The organism is Stenotrophomonas sp. YJH_SMC_29 (assembly GCF_059371235.1).
The window spans coordinates 80,938-105,503 of the sequence record NZ_JCAFUK010000016.1 but is presented as its reverse complement, the minus strand read 5'-3'; the positions used below and the strand labels follow the sequence as shown (position 1 = coordinate 105,503).

The following is a 24,566-nucleotide window of genomic DNA, read 5'->3' as shown; positions in this document are numbered from 1 at the left end:
GGGCTTCAGGGCCGGCCGGGCGCAGGCGCACTCAGAGCACCATCACCGCTTACCGGAGAGAGAGAACTACGATGCAAACCGCTTCCACCATTGCCCGACTGACCCTGCTGGCCGTCGGCGTTGCCGGTGCGCTGGCCGCCGCCGATGCCAATGCTGCCGCCTTCCAGCTGAAGGAAAACAGCGCCAAGGGCCTGGGCCGCGCGTTCGCCGGCTCCACCTCGACCGAAGGTGACGCCTCGGTCATCGCCACCAACCCGGCGTCCATGCGCCTGCTCGACGGCACCCTGGTCCAGGGCGACGTCAGCGCCATCAGCTTCGGCGCCAAGTTCCGCGGCCAGGGCCAGTACGCCAACGGCGCGCCGATTTCCGGCGGCAACGGCGGCGACGCCGGCATGATCGCCCCGGTTCCGGCCGCGTACTTCCACGTGCCGTTCGGCGAGAACGACAACATGCACTTCGGTGCTTCGCTGACCGTGCCGTTCGGTTTCAAGACCGAATACGACCGCGACTGGGTCGGCCGCTACAACGGCGTCAAGACCGAGCTGCAGGCCATCGACCTGGGCGTGGCGTTCTCCTATGACGTCAACCCGTACCTGTCGTTCGGTGCTTCGGTGTTCGCCGAGCGCCTGAACGTCGACCTGACCAACGCTGTCGACACCGGCACCGCGATCAACGCCACTGCCCAGCGCACCGCTGCGGCGCGTGTGCTGGCTGCCGGCGGCACCGCGGCCCAGGCTGCGGCGGCGTCGCAGGCGGCTGCACGCCAGGCCGCCCAGCTCGGCTTCTCGCCGGGCACCGCCGATGGCTACCTGCGCATCAAGGGCGATGAAGTGTCGGTCGGCTACACCCTGGGCATGACCGTCACCCCGGTGGAAGGCACCAACATCGCCTTCAGCTACCGCTCGAAGGTCGAGCACAAGATCACCGACGGCAAGGCGGACTTCACCATTCCGCAGAATGCGGCGGCCTTCCTGGCCACGGCTGCCCCGGGTACCTTCATCGACAGCAATGGTCGCGCGACCATCACCCTGCCGGCCAGCGCCACCGTGGGCTTCACCCACCGCGTGAACGACCAGTGGCAGATCATGGCTGAAGTCACGCGCACCGCGTGGAGCAAGTTCGACCAGGTCGTCGTCGATTACGACTCCAACCAGCCGGACAGCGTGCTGCCGTTCCACTACCGTGACACCACCTTCGCGTCGATCGGTACCGATTTCCGCGTGAACGACAAGCTGACCCTGCGCGGCGGCCTGGCCTATGACCAGACCCCGACCACCGATGCCCACCGCGACGTGCGCGTGCCGGACACCACCCGCAAGTGGCTGTCGCTGGGCATGACCTACGCCGCTTCGGACAAGATGGAATACAGCGTGGGCTACACCCACCTGTTCACCAAGGATCCGAACATCACCTCGACCTCGGCCACCGGCAACACCGTGACCGGCAAGTACAAGGTCAGCGGCGACGTGCTGGCGGCTTCGCTGCAGTACAAGTTCTGATTCGGGCGATGGCCTGACGCAGCACACGGAGGGCCCCGCGCGAGCGGGGCCTTTTTTTCGTCAATGCCAAGCCTTGAGGTCAACGAACGTTCTTCCGTCGTTCGTTCCAATGAACCAGCGGCCGTCATTGGAATGGATACCTATGTCAGTCCTGCCGTCCCTGTTCCAGTCACCGGCAAATGGTGTGAATGGAGCACCGCCAGGGTCGGACAGATCATCGCCAAAGCCGCTCAGAACCTGACGGGTAGCGATGAAGCTCAGGCCATCCCCGTCGGCAAGAAACCATCTTCCATCACGGGACTTCACGCCGACATCGGCCTTGCCATCGCCGTTCCAATCACCAACAACAGGCAGGAATGGCGCTCCTGCGGGGTCGAGCAGATCATTGCCGAAATTCGCGAGCGCAAGACGCTCATAAGTAAACCCTGTGCCAGTGCTGGTTGCCATGTACCAACGACCGTCCGAGGTCTTTGCGCCTAGGTCCGTGCGTCCGTCACCATTCCAATCGCCGCTGAGCACATGAACGCCCCCCCCTCCATTGTCGATGTTCTCGTTAAGGAAGTTGGAGAGCACAAGTGCGGGGTTTCTGAATCTGCTACCGTCGCTGAAGGCGACGTACCAACGCCCGTCCCTTGCCTTCATGCCGATATCTGTGAGTCCGTCGCCATTCCAATCTCCTGCAATCGCTACGAAGTCCCCTGCAGGGTCGGAATGGGTGTTGCCAAATCCAATCAGCCATTCGCCGGGCCTGCCAAACTTCCGGCCATCGCCCAATGCCACGAACCAGCGTCCATCCTGACCCTTCACTGCGATATCCGTGGTTCCGTCGCCATTGAAATCTCCAGTGAGTCGCTGGAAGGGTGCAGCACCCGGGTCCTTTTGATTGTCACCGAATTCCGAGAACCACTGCGCGGGGACCGAGGGCGAATTCCCAATGAGCGAGACTTGCCAGGTCCCTCGATCCGACGCAGCAAGCAGGTCGGAGCGCCCATCCCCATTGAAATCGCCGGTCATAGGCTTCCAGTGGAAGCGCGCATCGTTTGCTCCCATCATGTCCTGTGCGCTCGTTAGCACATGGATAATGTCGTTGTCCTCGCCAGGATCGATGCTGTACTGGACCATCTCAGGGTGATAGCCGGGCCGGCCATACTCGCGCGATTCCCAGTTCCAGGCTGTTGCCAGGTCTATGCCAAGGTAGTGCCTTGCAAGGATGGTGGACATTGGAGTGTCGTGCAGGTTGTTGCTCGACCAAGCCGTTCCACCGGGCACGCCAAACTCGCCGATCCAGAGCGGCTTTCCCATCGTTACGGCAATGCCATTGAAGTACCTGAGAATCTCCCCGGCATTCAATGTCCTACCGCTAACGTCCTGCAAGTCGAACTGGCTGTAAAGATGTACGGTGACGATATCGACATTGGGGCTGGCGTTGTAGTAACGGAAGTAGTCGCCAGCATCGTTGAACGTCCCGGCAACATCCCCCAGAGGAAGGTCTCCGTCTCCTTCCTGCATTGCGCCGGTTGCGATCAGGTGATTGCCATCGATGGCCTTGATGGCGGCAGCCAGTTCATCGAAATACTCCCTGATCTGTTCGCGAGTGACGCAGAGATCCTGGGGATTCCTGTGCTTTGCGGCAAGATTGCCCTCGTTGGTGAGCTCCCAGAACAGGACGACCCGAGAGTCACGATAGCGACTGACCAGGCCCAGAGCGAACGACTTCATACCAGCGCGATTCTCGCTACCCGGTAGCATTGGAAGAGAGAAAGGGTAGCGTGCACAGGCCCAGCCCGAGGGACGCAGCCGCTCATCAGGATCGTAGTAGCCGGTGACAAGAGCGGGGACCAGCACGATCCCAAGTACTTCGGCATCCTGCACGAGTTGGTCGTACGCTGCGAAGTACCCGGCCCGCGTATCTGCAGATTTCCAGCGCTCAACCGCAGGGAATCGGGTCGTGGCTTCGTTGTATGTGCCAGCAGCAAAGAAGCGGACCATCCGGAAGCCAGCGGCCCGCGCTCGGGTCAGTTTTGCCCGCCCTGATGCAGGCTCGGTCATGTACAAGTGAACAAGATCAAACATGTTGATCGATGGGAGCTCAGGAATGGTTCCGTCGATATCGAGCGCGCCGTTGGTCACCCGTAGAAAGCCAGTGCTAGTGGCCTTTCCCACGTCGGCCGCGAGAGCCGCAAATGGAGCAGATAGCGAGAGCGCGACTGCCAGCACTCCCATACCAAAACGATGCATTCCGTCGTCCTCGTTGGTTGGAGTATTGAGTCTCCAAGGGATCTCGAGGGAGTTCAAGGTCTGGAACTCGTGATTCCGCCAGATGACACGTGGGCGTATTCTGCGCAGCACGGGCGGGTGACAATGGCGCCATGAACCTGTCCGATCCGAACTTCCAGCTGGAGCTGGCTGCCAACATCGCCGTTGCCGGCTCGATCCTGCTGGCCGGCCGCAACAACGTGCATACCTGGTGGCTGGGCATCGTTGGCTGCGCACTGTTCGCCGCCGTGTTCGAACGCTCGCACCTGTACGCGGACATGGTGCTGCAGTTCTTCTTCATCGCCATCAGCGTGCTGGGCTGGTGGCAATGGCTGCGTGGTGACCATGGCGCGCCGCTGCCGATCACCGCGCTGCGCCCACGTGCCTGGGCCTGGCTGGCGCCGCTGGCGGTAGTGGCCACCTTAGGCTACGGCTGGATGCTGACCCGACTGACCAACGCCTATGCGCCCTACATCGATTCGGCAGTGCTGGTGTTGAGCGTGATCGCGCAGATCCTGATGATGCGACGCAAGCTGGAATCGTGGTGGGTGTGGCTGCTGGTGAACACCGTGGCGGTGCCGCTGTACTACAGCCGTGGCCTGCACCTGACCTCGATCCTCTACATCGGTTTCTGGATAAACGCGCTGGTCGCCCTGCGCCATTGGCGCCATCTGATGCAGACCGAGGCCAAGGCAGCCGATGCCGCCGCCTGAGCGCGTTGCCCGCGGCCTGGTGGTGGGCAAGTTCTGCCCGCTGCACCTTGGCCACGAGCGCCTGATCGAATTCGCTTCCACCCGTTGCCAGCAGCTGCTGGTGATCGGGTGGTCGCAGCCGGGCTTCCCCGGCTACAGCGCTGTGCGCCGCGAGCGTTGGCTGCGCGCCCGGTTTCCGCAGGCCACGGTGGCGGTGCTTGACGATGTTCGACTGGCGGCATTTTGCGTGCAGCGGGGCGCAGCGGTTCGCACGTTGCCGCAGGACAGCGACGATGAGCACGTGCAGCGCGAGTTCACCGCTTGGCTGTGCCTGAGCCTGTTCGGTGGGCCGGTGCAGGCGGTGTACACCGGTGAGGACTACGGCGACGGCTTCGCGCAGGCGCTGGCCATGCACTTCGATGCGCCGGTACGTCATGAACGGCTGGAGCGCACGCTGGATGTCGGCCAAGCCAGCGGCACCCAGCTGCGTGCCGATCCACATGCGCATCGGCGCAGCCTTTCTGCCGAGGTGTATGCGGACTACGTGCAGCGCGTGGCCTTCATTGGTGGCGAGTCCAGTGGCAAGACCACGCTGGCGCGGGTGATGGCCGAGCGCCTGCAGACCGCGTGGGTGCCGGAGTATGGCCGCACGCTCTGGGAGCAGCAGGGCGGCGACCTGGTGCCGGACGATCTGCTTCGCATCGCCATGACCCAGCCACAGCACGAAGAAGAAGCTGTGCGGCGTGCGCATCGCTGGCTGTTCTGCGATACCACGCCGCTGGTGACGCTGGGCTACAGCGGCTGGATGTTTGGCACGGCGCCGGAGGCACTGCGGCAGGCTGCAATGCGGCCGTATGACCTGCTGTTCGTGTGCGCGCCGGATATTCCGTTCGACCAGGACGGCACCCGGGTAGGGGCGGCATTCCGTGCGCAGCAGCATGCCTGGTACGTGCGCGAGCTGCAGGCGCGGGGAGTCGACTATGTGCTGCTGGAGGGCGACCTGGAAACGCGCATCGCACGCGTGCAGCGCGAGCTGGCGACGCGGGCGGACAATCGGTTCAGTGTGGCCCAGCCTCTGTAGAGCCGAGCCCACGCTCGGCCGCGCCGGGAAAGCCGAGCAGGAAGCAAGGCACAAAAAACCCCGCGTTCGCGGGGTTTCTTGTTTGCCGCATCAAGCCGGCGATCAGTCGCCCAGGGTCAGCAGCGAGGCGTTGCCGCCGGCGGCGGTGGTGTTCACCGTCACCGTCTTTTCGGTGGCAAAGCGCAGCAGGTAGTGCGGGCCGCCGGCCTTCGGGCCGGTGCCGGACAGGCCCTGGCCGCCGAACGGCTGCACGCCGACCACCGCACCGATCTGGTTGCGGTTGACGTAGACGTTGCCGACATGGACGCCATTGCTGATGCGGTCCACGGTCTCGTCGATGCGCGAGTGCACGCCCAGGGTCAGGCCGTAGCCGGTGGCGTTGATCTGGTCGATCACCGCATCGAGCTGGTCGCCCTTCCAGCGGATCACGTGCAGGACCGGACCAAACACTTCCTTCTGCAGCTGGCCCAGGTCCTTCAGTTCGTAAGCGCGCGGCGCGAAGAAGGTGCCGTGGGCGGTGTCGGCCGACAGCTCGGCAGCGGCGATCAGACGTGCTTCGCGGTCCATGCGCTCGGCGTGGTCCTGCAGGATCTTCAGCGCATCGGCGTCGATCACCGGGCCGACGTCGGTGGACAGCAGGCCCGGGTTGCCGACCTTCAGTTCCTTCATCGCGCCGGCCAGCATGGTCATCACCTTGTCGGCGATGTCGTCCTGCACGAACAGCACGCGCGCGGCCGAGCAACGCTGGCCGGCGGAGGTGAAGGCCGAACCGATCGCGTCCTTGACCAGCTGTTCCGGCAGCGCCGAGGAGTCGGCGATGAAGGCGTTCTGGCCACCGGTCTCGGCGATCAGCACGCCGATGGCGGCGTCACGCGCGGCCATCGCGCGGTTGATCGCACGGGCGGTATCGGTGGAGCCGGTGAAGGCCACGCCGGCCACGCGCGGGTCGGCGGTCAGCGCGGCACCGACGGTGGCGCCGTCGCCCGGCAGGAACTGCACCACCTCGGCCGGCACGCCGGCGTCGTGCAGCAGCTTCACCGCGTAGTAGCCGATCAGGTTGGTCTGCTCGGCCGGCTTGGCGATGACGCTGTTGCCGGCGGCCAGGGCAGCGGCCACCTGGCCCAGGAAGATCGCCAGCGGGAAGTTCCACGGGCTGATGCAGACGAATACGCCGCGGCCATGCAGCTGCAGTTCGTTAGACTCGCCGGTCGGGCTGGGCAGCTTCTCGGCGTGGCTGAACTGCTCGCGTGCCTGCTTGGCGTAATAGCGCAGGAAATCCACGGCTTCCCGCACTTCGGCGATGCTGTCGGGCAGGCTCTTGCCGGCTTCCTTCACGCACAGCGCCATGAACTCCGGCATGCGCGCTTCCAGCTGGTCGGCGGCGTGCTCGAGGATGGCGGCGCGGCTGGCGGCCGGGGTGCGGTTCCAGGCCGGCTGCGCAGCCACGGCGTTGGCCAGGGCCTTCTGCACGGTGGCGGCATCGGCGGCCAGCCACTGGCCGACCACCTCGCGGGTGTCGGCCGGATTGGTCACCGGCAGCGCGGCGCCGGCCGGGCTGGCGCCCGGCACCAGCGGGGCAGCCTGCCACGGCTTCACCGCGGCGTTGATCTGCTCGGCCAGGGCGCGCAGTTCGTTGTCGTTGGCGAGGTTGACGCCCATGGAATTCTTCCTGTCGTGGTTCTGGCTGCGCAGCAGGTCAACCGGCAGCGGGATCTTGGGATGCGGAATCGAAGCGAACGAGGCGACCATCTCGACCGGATCGCGGATCAGGTCGGCGATCGGCACGCGCTCGTCGGTGATGCGGTTGACGAAGCTGGAGTTGGCGCCGTTTTCCAGCAGGCGGCGCACCAGGTACGGCAGCAGGTCTTCGTGCGAACCGACCGGGGCGTACACGCGGCAGGGCAGGCCCAGGCGGTCGGCCGGCACCACTTCGGCGTACAGGTCGTCGCCCATGCCGTGCAGCTTCTGGTGCTCGTACACGCCGCCGTTGGCGATGCTGCGCACCGCGGCGATGGTGTGCGCGTTGTGCGTGGCGAACATCGGGTAGATCGCGTCGGCATGGGTGAACAGCCGCTTGGCGCAGGCCAGGTAGGACACGTCGGTGTTCTGCTTGCGGGTGAACACCGGGTAGCCCGGATAGCCTTCGATCTGCGCGCGCTTGATCTCGGCATCCCAGTAGGCGCCCTTGACCAGGCGCACCTGCAGGCGGCGACCGGCGCGGCGCGCCATGTCGGCCAGGTGGTCGATCGTGTACGGCGTGCGCTTCTGGTAGGCCTGCACGACCACGCCGAAGCCATCCCAGCCGGACAGCGAGGCGTCGGAGAACACCTGCTCGATGATGTCCAGCGACAGTTCCAGGCGGTCGGACTCTTCGGCGTCGACGGTGCAGCCGATACCGTAGCTCTTGGCCAGCTGTGCCAGTTCCAGCACGCCCGGCACCAGGTCCTTCAGCACGCGCTCGCGCTTGGCGTGCTCGTAGCGCGGGTACAGCGCCGAGAGCTTGATCGAGATGCCCGGCGCGTTGTTGACGTCGCCGTCCGGGCGGCCGCCGCGCGACTTGTGATCGCCGCCGATGGCGTGGATCGCGCGACGGTAGTCTTCCAGGTAGCGCAGCGCGTCCTTCATGGTCAGCGCGCCTTCGCCCAGCATGTCGAAGGAATAGCGGTAGCTGGCGTTGTCGCCCTTGTGCGAGCGCGCCAGGGCTTCGCTGATGGTGCGGCCCATGACGAACTGGTGGCCCATGATCTTCATCGCCTGGCGCACGGCCAGGCGCACCACCGGCTCGCCGACGCGACCGACCAGGCGCTTGAACGCGCTGGGCGCGTCGGCGCGGGTGGCGTCGTTCATCTGCACCAGCTTGCCGGTCAGCATCAGGCCCCAGGTGGAGGCGTTGACCAGCACCGAGTCGCTGCCGCCGAGGTGTTTTTCCCAGTCGGCATCGGCCAGCTTGTCGCGGATCAGCTTGTCGGCGGTGTCCTGGTCCGGAATGCGCAGCAGTGCCTCGGCCACGCACATCAGCAGCACGCCTTCCTCGCTGCCCAGGTCGTACTGGCGCATGAAGGCTTCGATGGCGCCCTGGTCCTTGGCGCGCACGCGCACGCGGCCGACCAGGTCGGCGGCCAGCGCCTGCACCCGGGCCTGTTCCTCGGCGGGCAGGCGGGCCTGCGCCAGCAGGTCGCGGACGTGGCTGGCCTCGTCCTTCAACCAGGCGTCGGTGATGGCCTGGCGGAACGGGTTGGGGGACGCCGGCAGTTCCGGCGACAGCAGCGCGCCCGGACGCGGAGCGTCGCTGGCGGCAGGGGAGGAGGAAGGTGCGTTCATGCCGGTCCGGCCAATGGAAAACTTGGCGATTTTAATCATTTTTGCGGGTTCCGGAAGTGCCCCGAAGCGCCCTTCGTGAAGGGCTCATAGCCCGTAGCGGTGGTGGATTCAGCGTGTTCAGCACGCCCGTCAATTTTTGTGCTGAATTCGTCATTCGCGCCGCCGGCCTCATGCTGTGTTGCAGCATCGGAAAAAGTGTGAATGCACCCTTGCTACCGGCGAGAGGGCGGGGCTACCATCGAGACGTTTCCCGCGGCAGGAACGCGGTTGCGACATGATCGAGGTGCTTCCAGCTCCGGATGGGTCAGGTACGCAGCTGCGGCTGCGTCCCCCACGGGCGCTCGATGCCCGGCAGTTCGTCCTGTTGTTCACCGTGTTGTCGGGTGCGATGTGGCTGGTGTCCGCCCTCGGGTGGTGGGCCGGCAATGCATTCGCCCCCCTGTTCGCGCTGCTGTACAGCCTGGTGCTGGCGGCCGCGTTGCGTGCCTTGTGGCGCAGCGGTGAACGGCAGGAGGAGATCCGGGTAGTACCGGCGTACGTGGAGGTCATCCCCGTACCCGGTGGATCGCCGGTGTTCCGGGCCCACCCGCACTGGGTGCGCCTGCTCACCGACGATGAGAGGGTCCGGCTGGCATCCAGCGGCCGGCAGGTGGAGGTGGGGAGTTTCCTCGCGCCGGCCGAACGCCAGACGCTCGCAGAGACACTTGAAAGCTTGCTCGCCGCCAGCGATGGCGGCCACCGACGACGCTAAGGGTCTAGGCAATGAAGCAAAGCAGCAGGCGGGGCACGAAGTGCGTTGCAGCGGTCGCCGCCATGGTGGCCGGGGGATGGGTTCCGGCGTTGGCCTGGGCCCAGGCGGCCGATCCCAAGCCGTGGCAGCTGAACATGGGCAAGGGGGTGACCCAGACCTCGCGCCTGGCCTGGGAATCGAACAACCTCTCGTTGATCATCTGCACGGTGATCGGCGTCATCGTGTTCGGGGCGATGGCCTACGCCATCTTCAAGTTCCGCAAATCCAAGGGCGCGGTCGCCGCCACCTTCAGCCACAACACCAAGGCCGAAGTGATCTGGACGGTGATCCCGGTGATCATCCTGATCGTGATGGCATGGCCGGCCACGGCCAACCTGATCAAGATGTACGACACCCGCGATGCCGAGATGACGGTGAAGGTCACCGGCTACCAGTGGATGTGGAAGTACGAATACCTCGGCGAGAACGTCACCTTCACCAGCCGCCTGGACCGCGAGTCCGACCGCGTACGGCAGAGCGGTATCGTGCCGACCCGCGAAAGCCATCCGCATTACCTGCTGGATGTCGACAACCGGCTGGTGCTGCCGGTCGATACCAAGGTCCGCTTCGTCATCACTTCCGACGACGTGATCCACGCCTGGTGGGTGCCGGCGCTGGGCTGGAAGCAGGACGCCATCCCCGGCTTCATCAACGAAGCCTGGACCCGCATCGAGCAGCCCGGCGTCTACCGCGGCCAGTGCGCCGAGCTGTGTGGCAAGGACCACGGCTTCATGCCGATCGTGGTCGAGGCGGTGTCCAAGGAGGACTTCAAGCAGTGGCTGGCGCAGCGCAAGCCGGCGCCGGCTGCCGAGCCAGCCACGCCTGCGGCACCTGCCGAACCGGCTGCACCGGCGGGCGAGGCACCGGCTGCGCCTGCTGCTGCAGCAGCGGGCAGCGCACCTGCCACCGCAGCCAGCGGCGCGTGATGTAAAGCCCGCGGCCGCCCGCGGCCGTGGTGACAACCGATTCTGAGAGGTGTTTTGCAATGGCGCACTCGGCAGTTGGGCACGACGATCACCATCACCAGCAGAGTTTCTTCGAGCGTTGGTTCTTCTCGACCAACCACAAGGACATCGGCACGCTGTACCTGGGTTTCAGCTTCATCATGTTCATCATCGGTGCGGCGATGAGCGTGGTGATCCGCGCCGAGCTGGCACAGCCGGGCCTGCAGTTCGTCAAGCCCGAGTTCTTCAACCAGATGACCACCGTGCATGCACTGGTGATGATCTTCGGCGGCGTGATGCCGGCTTTCGTCGGCCTCGCCAACTGGATGATCCCGCTGCAGATCGGCGCGCCGGACATGGCGCTGCCGCGCATGAACAACTGGTCGTTCTGGTTGCTGCCGGTGGCCTTCAGCCTGCTGCTGCTGACCCTGTTCCTGCCCGGTGGTGCACCGGCCGGTGGCTGGACGCTGTATCCGCCGCTGTCGCTGCAGGGTGGCTACAACGTTGCCTTCAGTGTGTTCGCCATCCACGTGGCCGGCATCAGCTCGATCATGGGCGCGATCAACATCATCGCCACCGTGCTCAACATGCGTGCGCCGGGCATCGACCTGCTGAAGATGCCGATCTTCTGCTGGGCCTGGCTGATCACCGCCTTCCTGCTGATCGCGGTGATGCCGGTGTTGGCCGGTGCGGTCACCATGCTGCTGACCGACAAGTTCTTCGGCACCAGCTTCTTCAACGCCGCCGGTGGCGGTGACCCGGTGATGTACCAGCACATCTTCTGGTTCTTCGGGCATCCCGAGGTCTACATCATGATCCTGCCCGCCTTCGGCGTGGTCAGCGAGATCATCCCGACCTTCAGCCGCAAGCCGCTGTTCGGCTACCAGGCGATGGTGTACGCCACCGCCGCGATCGCGTTCCTGTCGTTCATCGTCTGGGCCCACCACATGTTCACCGTGGGCATGCCGCTGGGCGGCGAGATCTATTTCATGTTCGCCACCATGCTGATCTCGATCCCGACCGGGGTGAAGGTGTTCAACTGGGTCAGCACGATGTGGCGCGGCTCGCTGACGTTCGAGGCGCCGATGCTGTGGTCGGTGGCCTTCGTCATCCTGTTCACCATCGGTGGCTTCTCCGGCCTGATGCTGGCGATCGTCGCCGCCGACTTCCAGTACCACGACACCTACTTCGTGGTCGCCCACTTCCACTACGTGCTGGTGACCGGCGCGGTGTTCGCGCTGATCGCTGCGGTGTACTACTGGTGGCCGAAGTGGACCGGGCGCATGTACAGCGAGAAGTGGGCCAAGGTGCACTTCTGGTGGTCGATCGTGTTCGTCAACCTGCTGTTCTTCCCGCAGCATTTCCTCGGCCTGGCCGGCATGCCGCGCCGCATTCCCGATTACAGCGTGGCCTTTGCCGACTGGAACCTGATCAGTTCGATCGGCGCGTTCGGCATGTTCGTCACCCCGTTCATGATGGCCGCGATCCTGCTGTCCTCGCTGCGCAACGGCGAGAAGGCCGAGGCCCGTTCCTGGGAAGGCGCGCGCGGGCTGGAGTGGACGCTGCCGTCGCCGGCACCGGCACACACCTTCACCACGCCGCCGACCCTCCGCCCGGGGGACCTGGCACATGACGACATCACGCATTGAGGTGGGGCATGCATAACGAGAGCCCGCTCCCGATCGGTAGAGTCGAGCCATGCTCGGCGGATGAGAAGCAGCCGACCAGCGGTCGGCTCTACAACAACGAAAAGCAGCCGACCAGCGGTCGGCTCTACCAGGGCGGAAGCATCGAGCAGCAGCGCCAGCGTGCGAAGCGCACGGCGATGTGGGTCGGCGCCATCGCCGTACTGGTCTATGTCGGCTTCATCCTCAGCGGGGTGATCGGGCGATGAGCGAGGCGCCGGCCAGCACGCCCTCACCCAGTGCCGGGCTGCCGCGCCTGATCGGCGTGGCGGTGGCGGTGTTCCTGCTGACGTTCTCGCTGGTGCCGCTGTACCGCATCGCCTGTGAGAAGGTTTTCGGTGTGCGCCTGGAGCGCGGTCCAGGAGGGGAAGCCAGTGCAGGCGCGGCGGCGGGCAAGCGCACCGTGCGCGTGGAGTTCGACGGCGGCGTCAATTCGCGCCTGCCGTGGTCGTTCCATCCTGAGCAGCTGACCATGGACGTGGTGCCCGGCGAACTCAACGAGGCGCTGTACTTCGCCCGCAATGACAGCGCAGCTGCCGTGGTCGGCAGCGCGGTGCCTTCGGTGGCACCGGCGCGTGCGTCGGGCTTCTTCAGCAAGACCGAATGTTTCTGTTTCACCGCGCAGACGCTGCAGGCCGGCGAGAAGCGCGACATGCCGGTGCGTTTCATCGTCGATCCGGACCTGCCGCCGGAGATCAAGACGATCACCTTGTCCTACACCTTCTACCGCAACGACGCGTTGTCCGATCGGCTGGCCCCGGCCGCCACCTCGGACGGCGCGCACGCCGCACCCTGACCCGGATACCGACATGGCCCAGACACCGACCGACGCCAACGTGTACTTCGTCCCGGCCCAGAGCAAATGGCCTTTCGTGGGGTCCATTGCGATGATGGTGACCATGGTGGGCGTGGCCAGCTGGCTCAACGATGCCGGCTGGGGGCGCTGGACGTTCTACGTCGGCATCGCGATGCTGGTGCTGACCCTGTTCTGGTGGTTCAGCGACGTGGTGCGCGAGTCACAGGCGGGCAGCTACAACCACCAGGTCGATGGTTCGTTCCGGATGGGGATGATCTGGTTCATCTTCTCCGAAGTGATGTTCTTCGGTGCCTTCTTCGGCGCGCTGTTCTACACCCGCAACCTGGGCCTGTCGTGGCTCAGTGGCGAAGGCCGCGGGGTGATGACCAACGAGCTGCTCTGGCAGGGTTATTCCGCCGGATGGCCGACCAATGGCCCGGCGGCGATCGGTGGTGCGTTCCAGACCATCCCGGCCTGGGGCCTGCCGCTGATCAACACGCTGATCCTGCTGACCTCCGGCGTGACCCTGACCATCGCCCACCACGCACTGAAGGCCGGCAACCGCCGCCAGCTGCTGGTCTGGCTGGGCATGACCGTGGTGCTCGGCCTGGGCTTCCTGACCCTGCAGGCAGAGGAGTACCTCCACGCCTACAAGGAACTGAACCTGACGCTGGGCTCGGGCATCTACGGTTCGACGTTCTTCATGCTGACCGGCTTCCACGGCGCGCACGTGCTGCTGGGCACGATCATGCTGGTGGTGATGTGGCTGCGTTCGGCCAAGGGGCACTTCACCCGTGACAACCATTTCGGTTTCGAAGCCGCTGCCTGGTACTGGCACTTCGTCGACGTGGTGTGGCTGATGCTCTTCATGTTCGTCTACGTGCTTTGATCCCGGCGGCTGCGGCGTCAGCCGCCGATGCCGTGCGGTTTGATCCAGCCCATGTAGATGCTCACGATCACCAGCAGGATCAACGCGACCGACACCGCGATGCGACGTGTCAGCGCGTTGACCGTGCGCTTGGTCTGGCCGCGGTCGACCAGCAGGTAATACAGGCCGGCGCCCAGATTCCAGACGATGACGATCAGAAACGCGATTACCAGCAGGGTCTTCAGCGAATCACTCATGCGCGGCTCGAGGGCAGGGTGGATGCGCCTATCTGACCGCGTTTGCGCGGACTTGTCATGATGCGCCAGCACACGCGCGTGATCGGGTGGCTTCTGGCCGTGCTGGCGATGGCCGGATTCACCGCATTGGGGCTGTGGCAGCTGCAGCGCATGCATGCCAAACAGGCGCTGTTGGATGCGCAGGGGCCAGCGGTGGCTCAGGCGCTGTCGCTGGCCCAGGCGCTGGCCGCACCGGGCGCGTTGCATGGCGTGGCCGACCATGGCCGCTTCCTGCCCGGCGTGGTGCTGCTGGACAACCAGACCCGGCACGGCCGCGCCGGGGTAAAGATCTACCGCCCGTTCCGCAGTGACGAAGGTCGCGTGCTGCTGGTCGACCTCGGCTGGCGCGCGCTGCCGCCGGACCGCACGCTGCCGGAGGTGCCGTCGCCGCCTTCGCCGGTGGCCGTGCGCGGGCTGTTGGCGCCGCCGCCGTCGGCCGGGCTGGCGCTGGGGCCGGCGTTTTCTGCCACCGGTGAGGCCGGGCGCTGGCTGGCCAGCCGGTTGCCGGCGGAGGGCCTGGCGGCGGCGCTGGGCCTGCCGGCCTTGCCCGAGCGCGTGCTGCGCCTGGATCCGGCGCTGCCCTTCGGCGACGAACGCGACCTGGACCTGCTGCCCAACACGCTGCCGCCGCAGCGCCACCTGGGTTACGCCGTGCAGTGGTTCGGCCTGGCGCTGACCGTGCTGGTGGTGGCGCTGGTGCTGGAGTGGCGCAGGCGACGTGCCGTGGCCCGGTAGTGCCGGGCGCTGGCCGGCATCCCCCGCAATCCTGGATGCCGGCCAGCGGCCGGCACTACCGGGGTACCGCACCCGCATCCCTTGCCCAACCATGAGAAAATGCCCCGCATGAACACTGCTACGTCCCCGCAGGCGCGCGGTTCCGGCCGCCGGACCCTGGTGCTGCTGTTTGCCGTGTTCTTCGGGGCGATGGCACTGGCGGCGGTGCTGCGCTTCTCCGGCTGGCAGCCGACCGGGCACCGCAACGCCGGCCAGCTGCTGCAGCCGCCGGTGGACCTGCGCCAGCAGGCACCGACCCTGGCCAATGGCCAGCCGTACCCGTGGAACCCCGAAGCCCGTACCTGGCGCCTGCTGGTGGCCCCGCCCGGTGCCTGCGACGCGCAGTGCGTCACTTTGTCGCAGGGACTGGGCAAGGTGTGGCAGCTGTTCGGCCATAACGCCGATAATGTCGAGATCCTGTGGCTGGGAACGCCACCGGCGTCGATCGCCTCGCTGCCCGCGCTGCGGCCGCTGGCTCCGTCGCCAGCCCTGCGCGCGGCGCTGCCCGGCGTCGATGATCCGGCTGGACTGCCGGTCTACGTGATTGATCCGAACGGCTTCGTGATCATGCGCCATGCCCCCGGCACCGACCTGGGTGGCCTGCGCAAGGACATGGCCACGTTGCTGAAACTGAAGTGAGTCCCGTTTGATGAGCCTTTCCGCGCGTCCGGCGCTGCACCGCAATTTCCACCGCCTGGCGTGGTTCGCCATGATCATGACGGCGAGCACGATCATGTTCGGCGCCTTCGTGCGCCTGTCCGATGCCGGCCTGAGCTGCCCGGACTGGCCGACCTGTTACGGGCAGGCCACCTGGCCGCAGCACGTGGAAGAGACCATCGGCCACCCGGCGGCGGAGATCCGCCCGCTGGAGACCCACAAGGCCTGGCGTGAGCAGGTGCACCGCTTCCTGGCCGGCGCGCTGGGCATCGAGATCCTGACCCTGGCCCTGCTGGCCACGCGCAAGCGCCGCTTTGGAACCACGGCGGTGGTGACCGCCTGCGTGCTGGTGGCCGCCGGCATACCGCTGTACATGATGGGCTGGCATGGAACGGCCAGCGCGCTGGCCCTGATCGGCGAGGCGATCCTGCTGATCGCCGCGCTGCGCTGGAGCAACATCGACCTGGCGCGCGCCGCACTGCTGACCCTGGCGGTGGTGATCTTCCAGGCCCTGCTGGGCATGTGGACGGTGACCCTGCTGCTCAAGCCGATCGTGGTGATGGGCCATCTGCTGGGCGGCATGCTGATGTTCGCGCTGCTGGCCTGGATGGCGTGGCGTGCCACGCACATGCCGATCACCCTGGCCGAGGCGCCGAAGCTGAAGTGGCTGCTGCGCATCGGCCTGGCCGTGCTGGTCACCCAGATCGCCCTGGGCGGCTGGGTCAGCGCCAACTACGCGGCGCTGGCCTGCGGCGGTGGCAGCGCCTCGCTGGACAACTTCCCGCGCTGCGCCAACCAGTGGTGGCCGCAGCACAACTTCGTCGAGGGCTTCACGCTGTGGCGTGGCATCGGCGTGGATTACGAAGGCGGCGTGCTCGATGGCGCCTCGCGTATCGCCATCCAGATGGCCCATCGCCTGTTCGCCGTGGTGGTGGCCGTCTACCTGCTGTGGCTGGGCGTGCGCCTGTTCCGTTTGCCGAGCATGCGTGGCTGGGCCAGTGCGCTGATCGCGCTGCTGGTGCTGCAGGTCACGCTCGGCATCCTCAATGTGAAGCTGGCACTGCCGCTGGAAGTGGCCGTGGCCCATAACGGCGTGGCCGTTGCCCTGTTGTTCGTGCTGGTCAGCCTGCTGGCCCGCCTGCGTGCCCCGGACTGATTCCATGTTTTCCAATTACCGCCAGTACTGGGACCTGACCAAGCCCAAGGTCGTCGCCCTGATCGTGTTCACCGCGCTGGTCGGCATGGTCCTGGCCATTCCGGGCGTGCCCAGCTGGGAGCAGGTGCGCGCCGGCCTGCTCGGCTTCCTCGGCATCTGGCTGGCGGCCTCGGCCGCGGCCGCGATCAACCAGCTGCTGGACGCGCACATCGATGCGCAGATGGCGCGCACCTCGTGGCGGCCGCTGGTGGTGGGCAAGGTCAAGCCATGGCAGGTGCTGGTGTTCGCCGGCGTGCTCATCGTGCTGTCGATGACCCTCCTGGTGCTGTGGGTGAACCTGATCACCGCGGTGCTGACCTTCGCCTCGCTGATCGGCTACGCGGTGATCTACACCGTGTACCTCAAGCGTGCGACCTCGCAGAACATCGTCATCGGCGGCCTTGCCGGGGCGATGCCGCCGATGCTGGGCTGGGCCGCGGTGACCGGCATGCAGGGTTCGTCGGACTGGGCGTACTCGTCGCTGCTGGTGCTGATCATCTTCATCTGGACCCCGCCGCATTTCTGGGCGCTGGCGATCTTCCGCCGCGAGGATTACGCCAAGGCCGAGATCCCGATGCTGCCGGTGACCCACGGCGTGGTGCACACCCGCAGGCAGATCATGGTGTATTCGGTGGTGCTGGCGCTGGTCTGCCTGCTGCCGTACCTGGTGGGCATGAGCGGTGCGTTCTACCTGGGCGGCGCAATCGTGCTCAATGCCGTGTTCCTCTGGTACGCCTGGCGCATGCTGGACCCGCCGGACGAGCTGTTCTCGATGAAGATGTTCTATTACTCCATCGTCTACCTGATGGCGCTGTTCGCCTTCCTGCTGGTGGACCACTGGATCCTGCCCTGGTTGTGACCTCGGGGTCGGATCCCCGAAGGGGCTCTGACCCTACCTGTTCGCGCGGACATCCACGCATGGCGTGGATCTACGCCGGATCACCGGCATCAGCCAAGCATGGGCTCGGCTCCACAGTAGATCCACGCCATGCGTGGATCATTCCCCGGATGGTCAGGGCTTGCGCCGCGCATAACGCTGCGCGATCACGCCGCAGACGATCAGCTGGATCTGGTGGTAGATCATCACCGGCAGCACGATGGCGCCGAGACTGCCGCCGGCGAACAGGACCTTGGCAATCGGCACGCCGGTGGCCAGGCTCTTCTTCGAGCCGCAGAACACGATGGCGATCTCGTCCTCGCGGTTGAAACGCAGGCGGCGGGCGATGAAGGTGATCAGCGGCATGGCGATGCCGAGCAGCACGGCGGCGACCACCGCCACCGCCAGCAGCGACAGCAGCGGCGTCTTGCTCCACAGGCCTTCGGTGACGGCTTCGCCGAACGCCGAATACACCACCAGCAGGATCGTGCCCTGGTCGGTGTAGCGCAGCAGCGCGCGCTGCTTTTCCACCCAGCCGGCGATCCACGGCCGCAGCAGGTGGCCCGCCACGAACGGCACCAGCAGCTGCAGCATGATGCCGCCGATCGCATGCAGCGGGTCATGCACGCCGCCGGACGTACCGGCCAGCGCGGTCAGCAGCAGCGGGGTCAGGAACACGCCGAGGATGCTCGACAGCGAAGCGCTGCACACCGCCGCTGGCACGTTGCCGCGCGCCATCGAGGTGAACGCGATGGACGACTGCACGGTGGAGGGCAGGGTGCACAGGAACAGCACGCCCAGGTACAGCTCCGGGGTCAGCAACCAGCCTGACAGCGGCTTGAACATCAGCCCCAGCAGCGGGAACAGGAGGAAGGTGCAGGCCAGGATGGTCAGGTGCAGCCGCCAGTGCAGCATGCCGCCGATGATCGACTCGCGCGGCAGACGCGCGCCGTGCAGGAAAAACAGCGCGGCGATGGCGACGGTGGTGACATCGTCGAGCACGATGGCGGCGGCGCCCTTCATCGGCAGCAGCGAGGCCAGGCCGACGGTGCACAGCAGGGCGAGGGTGAAATTGTCCGGTCGCAGGCGCGACCACCAGCGGGTCATGGTGGGCAGTGTCCTTGGTGCGGAGGGTTCAGGGCGAAGTGACCGGTGTGGCCAGGCGCTGGCGGGTGGCGGTTTCCAGCGACTTCAGGCCGGCGCGCTGGCCAAGCCGCAGGGCCTGTTCGGGGCTGGCGTGTTCGTAGCGTGCGTTGACCAGGCCGAGCACGGCGCCAGCACGGTTGCCGGACGCGCAGTGCAGCAGCACCGGCCCCTGGCTCTGCTGCAGGGCCTGGTGCACGGCGCGCACGTTGGCGGCATCGAGCCCGTCGGCGCCGGCCACCGGGATGCGCACATAACGCAGGCCGAGTGATTCGGCGGCACAGGTTTCGTCGAAACCGCGATCCTCGCCAGGCTGGCGCAGGTCGATCACGGTGCGCACCCCCTGCGCGGCCAGGGCCCGCAGCTGTGCAGCGCTGGGCTGGCCGCCGGCATACAGGCCAGGCCGGACCTCGTTGAGGGATGCCTCTTCGGCCAGGGCCGCCAGTGGCAGGCAGAGCGACAACAACAGCAGGCAGGTCAGGCGCAGCAGCATGGTCTTCTCCGTGGGAACGGTCTGCCGCTACAGGCGCAGTCCGGCGCGCGCCTTCAGCAGCTCGCGCAGCTCGTACTTGTCAGTATCGTCCAGACCCTGCTGGCGCTGCTTTGCCAACAACTCCTCCAGACGTTGCACCAGCAGCTGTTTCTCCAGCTGGGCCACCGCGTCGTGCAGCTCCTGGGTCCAGCTGGCTTCGGTGCCGGGCAGCGTCTGTGCGGCCAGCGTATGCAGCGAAGCCTGTTCCTCACGCCCGTCGAAGTGTTCCAGCAGGGCGCCGGTGCTGATGTCCGGGCGCTGTTCGACCAGCCCCAGCAGCTCCAGCAGCAGCTCCACGCCTGGCAGGCGCAGGCCCTGGAAGTGATGCTGGCCACCCAGGGTCAGCGCCAGCGACGGTTGCTGCAGCAGCACGGCGATCGCGCCGCGCACCAGGCTGCGCTTGGCCACCGGCTGGATCGTCCGCTGTGGCTGGCGTTGCGGCATCGGCGCGCGCGCAGACTGCGCGTTGCCGCCGAGCCCGGTCAGCTGCGCCAGCTGCTGCTTCATCAGGTCGCCGAAGGCACCATCGGGAATCTGTGCCAGCATCGGCTTTGCCCGCTCGGCCAGGCGCGCCTTGCCATCGAGCGTGCCCAGATTGATCTCGCGGGTGAGCTCGTCGAAGAAGAACTGCGACAGCGGTGTGGCCTGCTTCAGGCGTTCGTTGAAGGCCTCGGCGCCTTCCTTGCGCACGATGGTGTCCGGGTCCTCGCCATCGGGCAGGAACAGGAAGAAGGCCTGGCGGCCGTCCTTCATGCGCGGCAGCACCGACTCCAGCGCCTTCCAGCCGGCGCGGCGGCCGGCGGCGTCGCCGTCGAAGCAGAAAAACACGTCCGGCGCGTTGCGGAACAGCAGCTCGGCATGGTCCGGCGTGGTGGCGGTACCCAGCGTGGCCACCGCCTGGGTGACGCCGAACTGGAACAGCGAGACCACGTCCATGTAGCCCTCGACCACGATCAGCCGCTCGATCTTCTGGTTGGCCTGGCGCACCTGCCACAGGCCGTACAGCTCCCGGCCCTTGTGGAACAGCGCGGTCTCGGGCGAGTTGAGGTACTTGGGGCCGTCGTCCTTCTCGAACACGCGGCCGCCGAAGGCGATCACCCGGCCACGACGATCGAAGATCGGGAACATCACCCGGTCGCGGAACTTGTCGTAGACATGGCCGCGATCGTTCTTGGAGAACAGGCCGGCACGGTCGAGCAGCTTCATGCGCCGCTCGTCCTTGCCCAGCGCATCGCGCAGGCCGCTGTACCCGTCCGGGGCGTAGCCGATCTGGAAGCGCGCGCGGTTCTCTTCGTCCACGCCACGCCCATCGAGGTAACTGCGTGCCTTGTCGCTGCTTTCCAGGTTCTTCTGGAAGAACCGGGCGGCGGCATCCAGTGCCGAATACAGCTCGCGGCTGTCGTCCTGCTGCTGGGGGCTGCGCGGGTTCTCGTTGCGCGGCACCTCCATGCCGGCACGCTTGGCCAGCTCATCGACCGCATCGAGGAACTCGAGGCGGTCGTAGTTCATCAGGAAGCTGATCGCGGTGCCGTGCGCGCCGCAGCCGAAGCAGTGATAGAACTGCTTGGTGGGCGAGACCGTGAACGAGGCCGAGCGCTCGTCATGGAACGGGCAGCGCGCGGCGTATTCCTTGCCCTGGCGCTTCAACGGCACGCGGCTGCCCACCACCTCGACGATGTCGGTGCGGGCCAGCAGGTCGTCGATGAAAGCGTCGGGGATACGGGCCATGGGCAACAGGGCAGGGCGCGGTGCAGGACCACGCGACGGAACCGGGGGCGGTCGCCCTAGTTTACCCCCTGTCGGGCACCTGGCTGGCGGTTGCCGGATCAATGCCGGCTGCGGCCAGGTGGTGGCGCGCGCGCAGGCGCTCGTCGATCACCGCCGTCATCAGCGCGCCCACGAAGAACACGACGGTGGCGTAGTAGATCCAGACCAGCGAGATCACCAGCGCACCCATCGAGCCGTAGGCGCTGCCCGGTGCCACGGTGGCGATGTAGACGCCGATGCCGTAGCGGCCCAGTGCGAACAACGCCGACGTGATGGCACCGCCGATGAAGGCCTGGCGCCACGCCACGCGACGGTCGGGCAGGTAGTGGTACATGAAAGCGAACCCCACCGCGTACAGCAGCAGGCTGGTGGCGTAGCCCAGCGCCGGCAGGATCGAAGGCAGCTGTGCGAAGGCCACCTGCAGCACCGTGGTGGCAGTCATCGACAGGATCAGCAGGAAGCCCAGGGCCAGCACCACGCCGAACGAGAACACGCGCTTGCGCAGCCAGGCCTTGATGCCCTCCAGGCGCTCGCCACTGGTGCGGAAGATCAGGTTGAGCGCGTTCTGCAGCTGCGCGAACACGGCCGTGGCGCCCACGAACAGCAGCAGCGTGCTCCACAGGCCCGCCAACGAGCCGACGTCCGGTTGGTTGTCGGCATTCTTCAGGACGGTTTCGGCCACGGTCGCGGCACTGCTGCCGGCCACCGAGCTGATCTGCTCGATCAGCGCCTGCTGTGCCGGCGGGTACAGCGAGGCGGTCAGCCACAGCAGCAGCACCAGCAGCGGTGCCATCGACAGCAGGGCGTAGAACGAGACGGAGGCTGCCTGGGTCAGCACGTCGACGTCGATGAAGCGCTTGGCCACCGCCATCGGAAAGCTGTCCTGCAGGCGCTTGAGGTACTTGTGCAGGGACACGGGAACGTTGGGCTCGGGTTCAACCATGTGTGCGGTTGTAGCAGGCAACCGACGAAGGTGCGGTGAAGCGGGTGCATCAATGGGGTCAGAGCCCTTCCGCGCTGCGGAAGGGATCCGACCCCGCGTGCCGGGTTACGCCAGCTGCTGCTTGACCAGCTTGGACACCAGGCCCATGTCGGCCTGGCCGGCGAGCTTGGGCTTCAGGGCGCCCATCAGCTTGCCCATATCGGCCGGGCCGGACGCACCGGTCTCGGCGATGGCGGCCTGGATGGCGGCCACGATCTCGGCCTCGCCCATCTTGGCCGGCAGGTAGGCTTCGATGACCACGATCTCGGCGCGTTCGATCTCGGCGAGGTCTTCGCGGTTGGCGGCTTCGTACTGGCTGACCGAGTCCTTGCGCTGCTTGACCATCTTGTCGAGCACGGCGATCACGGCGGTGTCGTCCAGCTCGATGCGCTCGTCGACTTCGCGCTGCTTGATGGCAGCGTTGATCAGGCGGATCACGCCCAGCTTGTGCTTCTCGCCCGCCTTCATGGCGGCCTTCATGTCTTCGGTGAGCTGCTGCTTCATGCTCATGAGGAACCTCGTGGTGGTAGGTGGGGCGGGGCGGCTGCCCGAACCCGGAAACGCAAAAAGCCGGCGACGCTCGCGCGTGCCGGCTTCGGCTCCCTCGCGACAGGCAGGCCCGCCGCAATGAAGATGCGTCCGATCAGTACAGGCGCTGACGCTTGGTGACGTCGCGCGACGAGCGGCGCAGCTGACGCTTCACAGCAGCGGCGGCCTTGCGCTTGCGCTCCTGGGTCGGCTTTTCGTAGAACTCGCGCTTGCGGGTTTCGGCCAGCACACCGGCCTTTTCGCAAGTGCGCTTGAAGCGGCGAAGAGCAAACTCGAAGGGCTCGTTCTCGCGGACTTTGACGCTGGGCATGGAATCTCCGGGACACAGTAGAACCGGGTCACGCCCGGCGAGCCGCACATTATAGCGGCGAATAGACAAACTGCAAGCGGCCAACCCTGAATACGGGCCGGGGGTTCGAAAGCAGTGAGATCTGCACGTCCCCCGAGGGGGCGGCAGGGGCGTCATAATAGCAGGCATGCGAGTCCTTGGCATCGAATCTTCCTGTGATGAGACCGGCGTGGCGGTGTATGACACCGACCTGTCCGGCAGCGCGGCCCTGCGCGCCCACGCGGTCTACAGCCAGATCGCCCTGCACGCCGAATATGGGGGTGTGGTGCCTGAGCTGGCCAGCCGCGACCACGTCCGCAAACTGCTGCCGCTGGTGCGCCAGACCCTGGCCGACGCCGGCCTCGGCGTGGGCGATATCGATGGCGTGGCCTACACGGCCGGTCCCGGCCTGGTCGGCGCGCTGCTGGTCGGCGCGGGCGTGGCCCGCTCGCTGGCCTGGGCGCTGGAGGTGCCGGCAGTGGGCGTACACCATATGGAAGGCCACCTGCTGGCGCCGCTGATGGAAGACGACCCGCCGGAAGCGCCTTTCGTGGCGCTGCTGGTGTCCGGTGGCCATACCCAGCTGGTGGCGGTGGACGCCATCGGCCAGTACCGGCTGCTGGGCGAGACCCTGGACGATGCGGCCGGCGAGGCCTTCGACAAGACCGCCAAGCTGATGGGCCTGCCGTACCCGGGCGGCCCGCAGCTGGCCAGGCTGGCCGAGCAGGGCACGCCGGGCGCGTACCGCTTCGCGCGGCCGATGACCGACCGCCCGGGGCTGGATTTCAGCTTCTCCGGCCTGAAGACCCAGGTCCTGATGGCCTGGCGCGACAGTGACCAGAGCGAGCAGACCCGCGCCGACATCGCCCGCGGCTTTGAAGACGCCGTGGTCGAGACCCTGTCGATCAAGTGCGAGCGCGCGCTGGAAGCGGCTGGAACCAATGTGATCGTGGTGGCCGGCGGCGTCGGCGCGAACAAGCGCCTGCGTGCGCGCCTGCAGCAGATGGCCGAGCGCCTCGGCGGCCGTGCCTGCTTCCCGCGGCCGGCGCTGTGCACCGACAACGGCGCGATGATCGCCTTCGCTGGCGCGCTGCGGCTGCAGGCCGGCCAGCACAGCCCGCCGAAGGTGGACGTGACCCCGCGCTGGGACATGGCGACGCTGCCGGCGGTATGAGCCGGACGCGCCGGGACTCGCCCGGCGGACGCATTACGGACGCCCTGCCCATGGCGATTGCGCCAACACCGTCGTCGCACGCTCATGGCGCTGCAGCCAGCCCAGGGTGTGCGGGCAGCGCGCGTGGATCAGCTGCGGTAACGCAATCTTCAAGCCCCGCGTCCAGATGGCTCCCTCGAAGCGCCGGGTGAAACGCTGCGGGCGACGCCGCCGCGTCAGGCAGCCACGATCTGCATCGTGTGCTTCGGGACTCGCGGCTGGATTCCAGCTCCCGCCGGGGACGTTGAGAGGTACCAAAGGGCCCCGCCCAGCAGGGCCCTTTGTCTTTTCCGGGCCGCCTCACGCCGGCCGCCCACCGCC

General features: G+C 66.6%; 23 protein-coding genes. 14 read left to right on the top strand and 9 right to left on the bottom strand.

All coding sequences use genetic code 11. The annotated features are described in order from the left end of the window. Positions 1–71 precede the first annotated feature (71 nt). Positions 72–1,499, top strand: coding sequence for an outer membrane protein transport protein (locus tag AC5P9I_RS16670; protein WP_235645348.1), 1,428 nt, complete (start codon positions 72–74; stop codon positions 1,497–1,499). 60 nt (positions 1,500–1,559) lie between these two features. Here AC5P9I_RS16670 and AC5P9I_RS16665 read toward each other — a convergent pair whose 3' ends face one another. Then, positions 1,560–3,794, bottom strand: coding sequence for an FG-GAP-like repeat-containing protein (locus AC5P9I_RS16665; protein ID WP_130768623.1), 2,235 nt, complete (start codon positions 3,792–3,794; stop codon positions 1,560–1,562). Positions 3,795–3,868: 74 nt separating this feature from the next. On the opposite strand from AC5P9I_RS16665, the gene pnuC reads away from it, so the two are divergent. Then, positions 3,869–4,468 (top strand): nicotinamide riboside transporter PnuC, encoded by a 600-nt coding sequence (gene pnuC, locus AC5P9I_RS16660; RefSeq protein WP_049471510.1) that lies wholly within the window; start codon positions 3,869–3,871, stop codon positions 4,466–4,468. Then, positions 4,455–5,528 (top strand): AAA family ATPase, encoded by a 1,074-nt coding sequence (locus tag AC5P9I_RS16655; RefSeq protein WP_049471505.1) that lies wholly within the window; start codon positions 4,455–4,457, stop codon positions 5,526–5,528. The genes pnuC and AC5P9I_RS16655 overlap by 14 nt, the downstream gene beginning before the upstream one ends. A 102-nt stretch (positions 5,529–5,630) precedes the next feature. Here AC5P9I_RS16655 and putA read toward each other — a convergent pair whose 3' ends face one another. Next, positions 5,631–8,849 carry a bifunctional proline dehydrogenase/L-glutamate gamma-semialdehyde dehydrogenase PutA gene (gene putA / locus AC5P9I_RS16650; protein WP_049471506.1) on the bottom strand — a complete coding sequence of 1,073 codons (3,219 nt, stop codon included), beginning with the start codon at positions 8,847–8,849 and terminating at the stop codon, positions 5,631–5,633. Between the two features lie 274 nt (positions 8,850–9,123). Here putA and AC5P9I_RS16645 point away from each other — a divergent pair, with 274 nt between their 5' ends. The 6 genes from AC5P9I_RS16645 to AC5P9I_RS16620 are packed head-to-tail and all read left to right on the top strand — an operon-like array spanning position 9,124 to position 13,953. Further along, complete coding sequence (locus tag AC5P9I_RS16645) at positions 9,124–9,600, top strand: DUF2244 domain-containing protein (protein ID WP_049471508.1); 477 nt, start codon at positions 9,124–9,126, stop codon at positions 9,598–9,600. An 11-nt stretch (positions 9,601–9,611) separates the two neighbouring features. After that, entirely contained in the window at positions 9,612–10,565 is a 954-nt protein-coding gene (gene coxB, locus AC5P9I_RS16640; protein ID WP_088476389.1) for a cytochrome c oxidase subunit II, read from the top strand. 59 nt (positions 10,566–10,624) lie between these two features. Next, entirely contained in the window at positions 10,625–12,232 is a 1,608-nt protein-coding gene (ctaD, locus tag AC5P9I_RS16635) for a cytochrome c oxidase subunit I (RefSeq protein WP_049465376.1), read from the top strand. Positions 12,233–12,240: 8 nt separating this feature from the next. Then, positions 12,241–12,477: a hypothetical protein gene (locus AC5P9I_RS16630; protein ID WP_049465374.1), complete on the top strand. Its 237-nt coding sequence runs from the start codon at positions 12,241–12,243 to the stop codon at positions 12,475–12,477. Beyond that, positions 12,474–13,064 carry a cytochrome c oxidase assembly protein gene (locus AC5P9I_RS16625; RefSeq protein ID WP_049465371.1) on the top strand — a complete coding sequence of 197 codons (591 nt, stop codon included), beginning with the start codon at positions 12,474–12,476 and terminating at the stop codon, positions 13,062–13,064. The genes AC5P9I_RS16630 and AC5P9I_RS16625 overlap by 4 nt, the downstream gene beginning before the upstream one ends. Before the next feature lie 13 nt (positions 13,065–13,077). After that, positions 13,078–13,953: a cytochrome c oxidase subunit 3 gene (locus AC5P9I_RS16620; RefSeq protein ID WP_057494750.1), complete on the top strand. Its 876-nt coding sequence runs from the start codon at positions 13,078–13,080 to the stop codon at positions 13,951–13,953. A 17-nt stretch (positions 13,954–13,970) separates the two neighbouring features. Here AC5P9I_RS16620 and AC5P9I_RS16615 read toward each other — a convergent pair whose 3' ends face one another. Then, entirely contained in the window at positions 13,971–14,189 is a 219-nt protein-coding gene (locus AC5P9I_RS16615) for a twin transmembrane helix small protein (protein WP_005412025.1), read from the bottom strand. A gap of 57 nt (positions 14,190–14,246) precedes the next feature. Here AC5P9I_RS16615 and AC5P9I_RS16610 point away from each other — a divergent pair, with 57 nt between their 5' ends. The 4 genes from AC5P9I_RS16610 to cyoE all read left to right on the top strand — a co-directional run bounded on the left by AC5P9I_RS16610 (position 14,247) and on the right by cyoE (position 17,713). Then, entirely contained in the window at positions 14,247–14,963 is a 717-nt protein-coding gene (locus tag AC5P9I_RS16610; RefSeq protein WP_049465366.1) for an SURF1 family protein, read from the top strand. Between the two features lie 108 nt (positions 14,964–15,071). Continuing rightward, entirely contained in the window at positions 15,072–15,641 is a 570-nt protein-coding gene (locus tag AC5P9I_RS16605; protein WP_049465364.1) for a redox-active disulfide-containing membrane protein, read from the top strand. A gap of 10 nt (positions 15,642–15,651) precedes the next feature. After that, complete coding sequence (locus AC5P9I_RS16600) at positions 15,652–16,815, top strand: COX15/CtaA family protein (protein WP_053505031.1); 1,164 nt, start codon at positions 15,652–15,654, stop codon at positions 16,813–16,815. Between the two features lie 4 nt (positions 16,816–16,819). Continuing rightward, the gene (cyoE, locus tag AC5P9I_RS16595) at positions 16,820–17,713 is read left to right on the top strand and encodes a heme o synthase (protein ID WP_049465359.1); all 894 of its coding nucleotides are present in this window, start codon (positions 16,820–16,822) and stop codon (positions 17,711–17,713) included. A gap of 153 nt (positions 17,714–17,866) precedes the next feature. Here the strand turns inward: cyoE and AC5P9I_RS16590 are convergent, their stop codons facing one another. The 6 genes from AC5P9I_RS16590 to rpsU all read right to left on the bottom strand — a co-directional run bounded on the left by AC5P9I_RS16590 (position 17,867) and on the right by rpsU (position 23,014). Then, positions 17,867–18,838, bottom strand: a complete 972-nt coding sequence (locus tag AC5P9I_RS16590) for a bile acid:sodium symporter family protein (RefSeq protein ID WP_005407800.1) — start codon at positions 18,836–18,838, stop codon at positions 17,867–17,869. Between the two features lie 28 nt (positions 18,839–18,866). After that, the gene (locus tag AC5P9I_RS16585) at positions 18,867–19,367 is read right to left on the bottom strand and encodes a protein tyrosine phosphatase family protein (protein WP_235645332.1); all 501 of its coding nucleotides are present in this window, start codon (positions 19,365–19,367) and stop codon (positions 18,867–18,869) included. Positions 19,368–19,394: 27 nt separating this feature from the next. Next, positions 19,395–21,134: a DNA primase gene (gene dnaG, locus AC5P9I_RS16580; RefSeq protein ID WP_049465355.1), complete on the bottom strand. Its 1,740-nt coding sequence runs from the start codon at positions 21,132–21,134 to the stop codon at positions 19,395–19,397. A gap of 61 nt (positions 21,135–21,195) precedes the next feature. Then, positions 21,196–22,116 carry a YihY/virulence factor BrkB family protein gene (locus AC5P9I_RS16575; RefSeq protein ID WP_049465353.1) on the bottom strand — a complete coding sequence of 307 codons (921 nt, stop codon included), beginning with the start codon at positions 22,114–22,116 and terminating at the stop codon, positions 21,196–21,198. Positions 22,117–22,221: 105 nt separating this feature from the next. Further along, a complete protein-coding gene (locus tag AC5P9I_RS16570) occupies positions 22,222–22,665 on the bottom strand; it encodes a GatB/YqeY domain-containing protein (RefSeq protein ID WP_005415013.1) in 444 nt (147 codons plus the stop codon). A gap of 133 nt (positions 22,666–22,798) precedes the next feature. Next, positions 22,799–23,014: a 30S ribosomal protein S21 gene (gene rpsU, locus AC5P9I_RS16565; protein ID WP_002808376.1), complete on the bottom strand. Its 216-nt coding sequence runs from the start codon at positions 23,012–23,014 to the stop codon at positions 22,799–22,801. Positions 23,015–23,180: 166 nt separating this feature from the next. Between rpsU and tsaD the strand changes: the two genes are divergently transcribed. Further along, on the top strand, positions 23,181–24,206 hold the full coding sequence (gene tsaD / locus AC5P9I_RS16560; RefSeq protein ID WP_049465351.1) for a tRNA (adenosine(37)-N6)-threonylcarbamoyltransferase complex transferase subunit TsaD: 1,026 nt from the start codon (positions 23,181–23,183) through the stop codon (positions 24,204–24,206). The last annotated feature ends 360 nt before the right edge of the window (positions 24,207–24,566 follow it).

Bases quoted from the DNA above. Each gene is read 5' to 3' on its own strand.
- pnuC (WP_049471510.1), top strand. From the start codon at position 3,869: ATGAACCTGTCCGATCCGAACTTCCAGCTGGAGCTGGCTGCCAACATC.
- AC5P9I_RS16570 (WP_005415013.1), bottom strand. From the start codon at position 22,665: ATGAGCATGAAGCAGCAGCTCACCGAAGACATGAAGGCCGCCATGAAG.
- tsaD (WP_049465351.1), top strand. From the start codon at position 23,181: ATGCGAGTCCTTGGCATCGAATCTTCCTGTGATGAGACCGGCGTGGCG.
- ctaD (WP_049465376.1), top strand. From the start codon at position 10,625: ATGGCGCACTCGGCAGTTGGGCACGACGATCACCATCACCAGCAGAGT.
- AC5P9I_RS16585 (WP_235645332.1), bottom strand. From the start codon at position 19,367: ATGCTGCTGCGCCTGACCTGCCTGCTGTTGTTGTCGCTCTGCCTGCCA.
- cyoE (WP_049465359.1), top strand. From the start codon at position 16,820: ATGTTTTCCAATTACCGCCAGTACTGGGACCTGACCAAGCCCAAGGTC.
- AC5P9I_RS16670 (WP_235645348.1), top strand. From the start codon at position 72: ATGCAAACCGCTTCCACCATTGCCCGACTGACCCTGCTGGCCGTCGGC.
- AC5P9I_RS16630 (WP_049465374.1), top strand. From the start codon at position 12,241: ATGCATAACGAGAGCCCGCTCCCGATCGGTAGAGTCGAGCCATGCTCG.
- AC5P9I_RS16610 (WP_049465366.1), top strand. From the start codon at position 14,247: ATGATGCGCCAGCACACGCGCGTGATCGGGTGGCTTCTGGCCGTGCTG.
- AC5P9I_RS16645 (WP_049471508.1), top strand. From the start codon at position 9,124: ATGATCGAGGTGCTTCCAGCTCCGGATGGGTCAGGTACGCAGCTGCGG.
- coxB (WP_088476389.1), top strand. From the start codon at position 9,612: ATGAAGCAAAGCAGCAGGCGGGGCACGAAGTGCGTTGCAGCGGTCGCC.
- AC5P9I_RS16625 (WP_049465371.1), top strand. From the start codon at position 12,474: ATGAGCGAGGCGCCGGCCAGCACGCCCTCACCCAGTGCCGGGCTGCCG.
- AC5P9I_RS16600 (WP_053505031.1), top strand. From the start codon at position 15,652: ATGAGCCTTTCCGCGCGTCCGGCGCTGCACCGCAATTTCCACCGCCTG.
- AC5P9I_RS16655 (WP_049471505.1), top strand. From the start codon at position 4,455: ATGCCGCCGCCTGAGCGCGTTGCCCGCGGCCTGGTGGTGGGCAAGTTC.
- rpsU (WP_002808376.1), bottom strand. From the start codon at position 23,014: ATGCCCAGCGTCAAAGTCCGCGAGAACGAGCCCTTCGAGTTTGCTCTT.
- putA (WP_049471506.1), bottom strand. From the start codon at position 8,849: ATGAACGCACCTTCCTCCTCCCCTGCCGCCAGCGACGCTCCGCGTCCG.
- AC5P9I_RS16605 (WP_049465364.1), top strand. From the start codon at position 15,072: ATGAACACTGCTACGTCCCCGCAGGCGCGCGGTTCCGGCCGCCGGACC.
- AC5P9I_RS16590 (WP_005407800.1), bottom strand. From the start codon at position 18,838: ATGACCCGCTGGTGGTCGCGCCTGCGACCGGACAATTTCACCCTCGCC.
- AC5P9I_RS16615 (WP_005412025.1), bottom strand. From the start codon at position 14,189: ATGAGTGATTCGCTGAAGACCCTGCTGGTAATCGCGTTTCTGATCGTC.
- AC5P9I_RS16620 (WP_057494750.1), top strand. From the start codon at position 13,078: ATGGCCCAGACACCGACCGACGCCAACGTGTACTTCGTCCCGGCCCAG.
- AC5P9I_RS16575 (WP_049465353.1), bottom strand. From the start codon at position 22,116: ATGGTTGAACCCGAGCCCAACGTTCCCGTGTCCCTGCACAAGTACCTC.
- dnaG (WP_049465355.1), bottom strand. From the start codon at position 21,134: ATGGCCCGTATCCCCGACGCTTTCATCGACGACCTGCTGGCCCGCACC.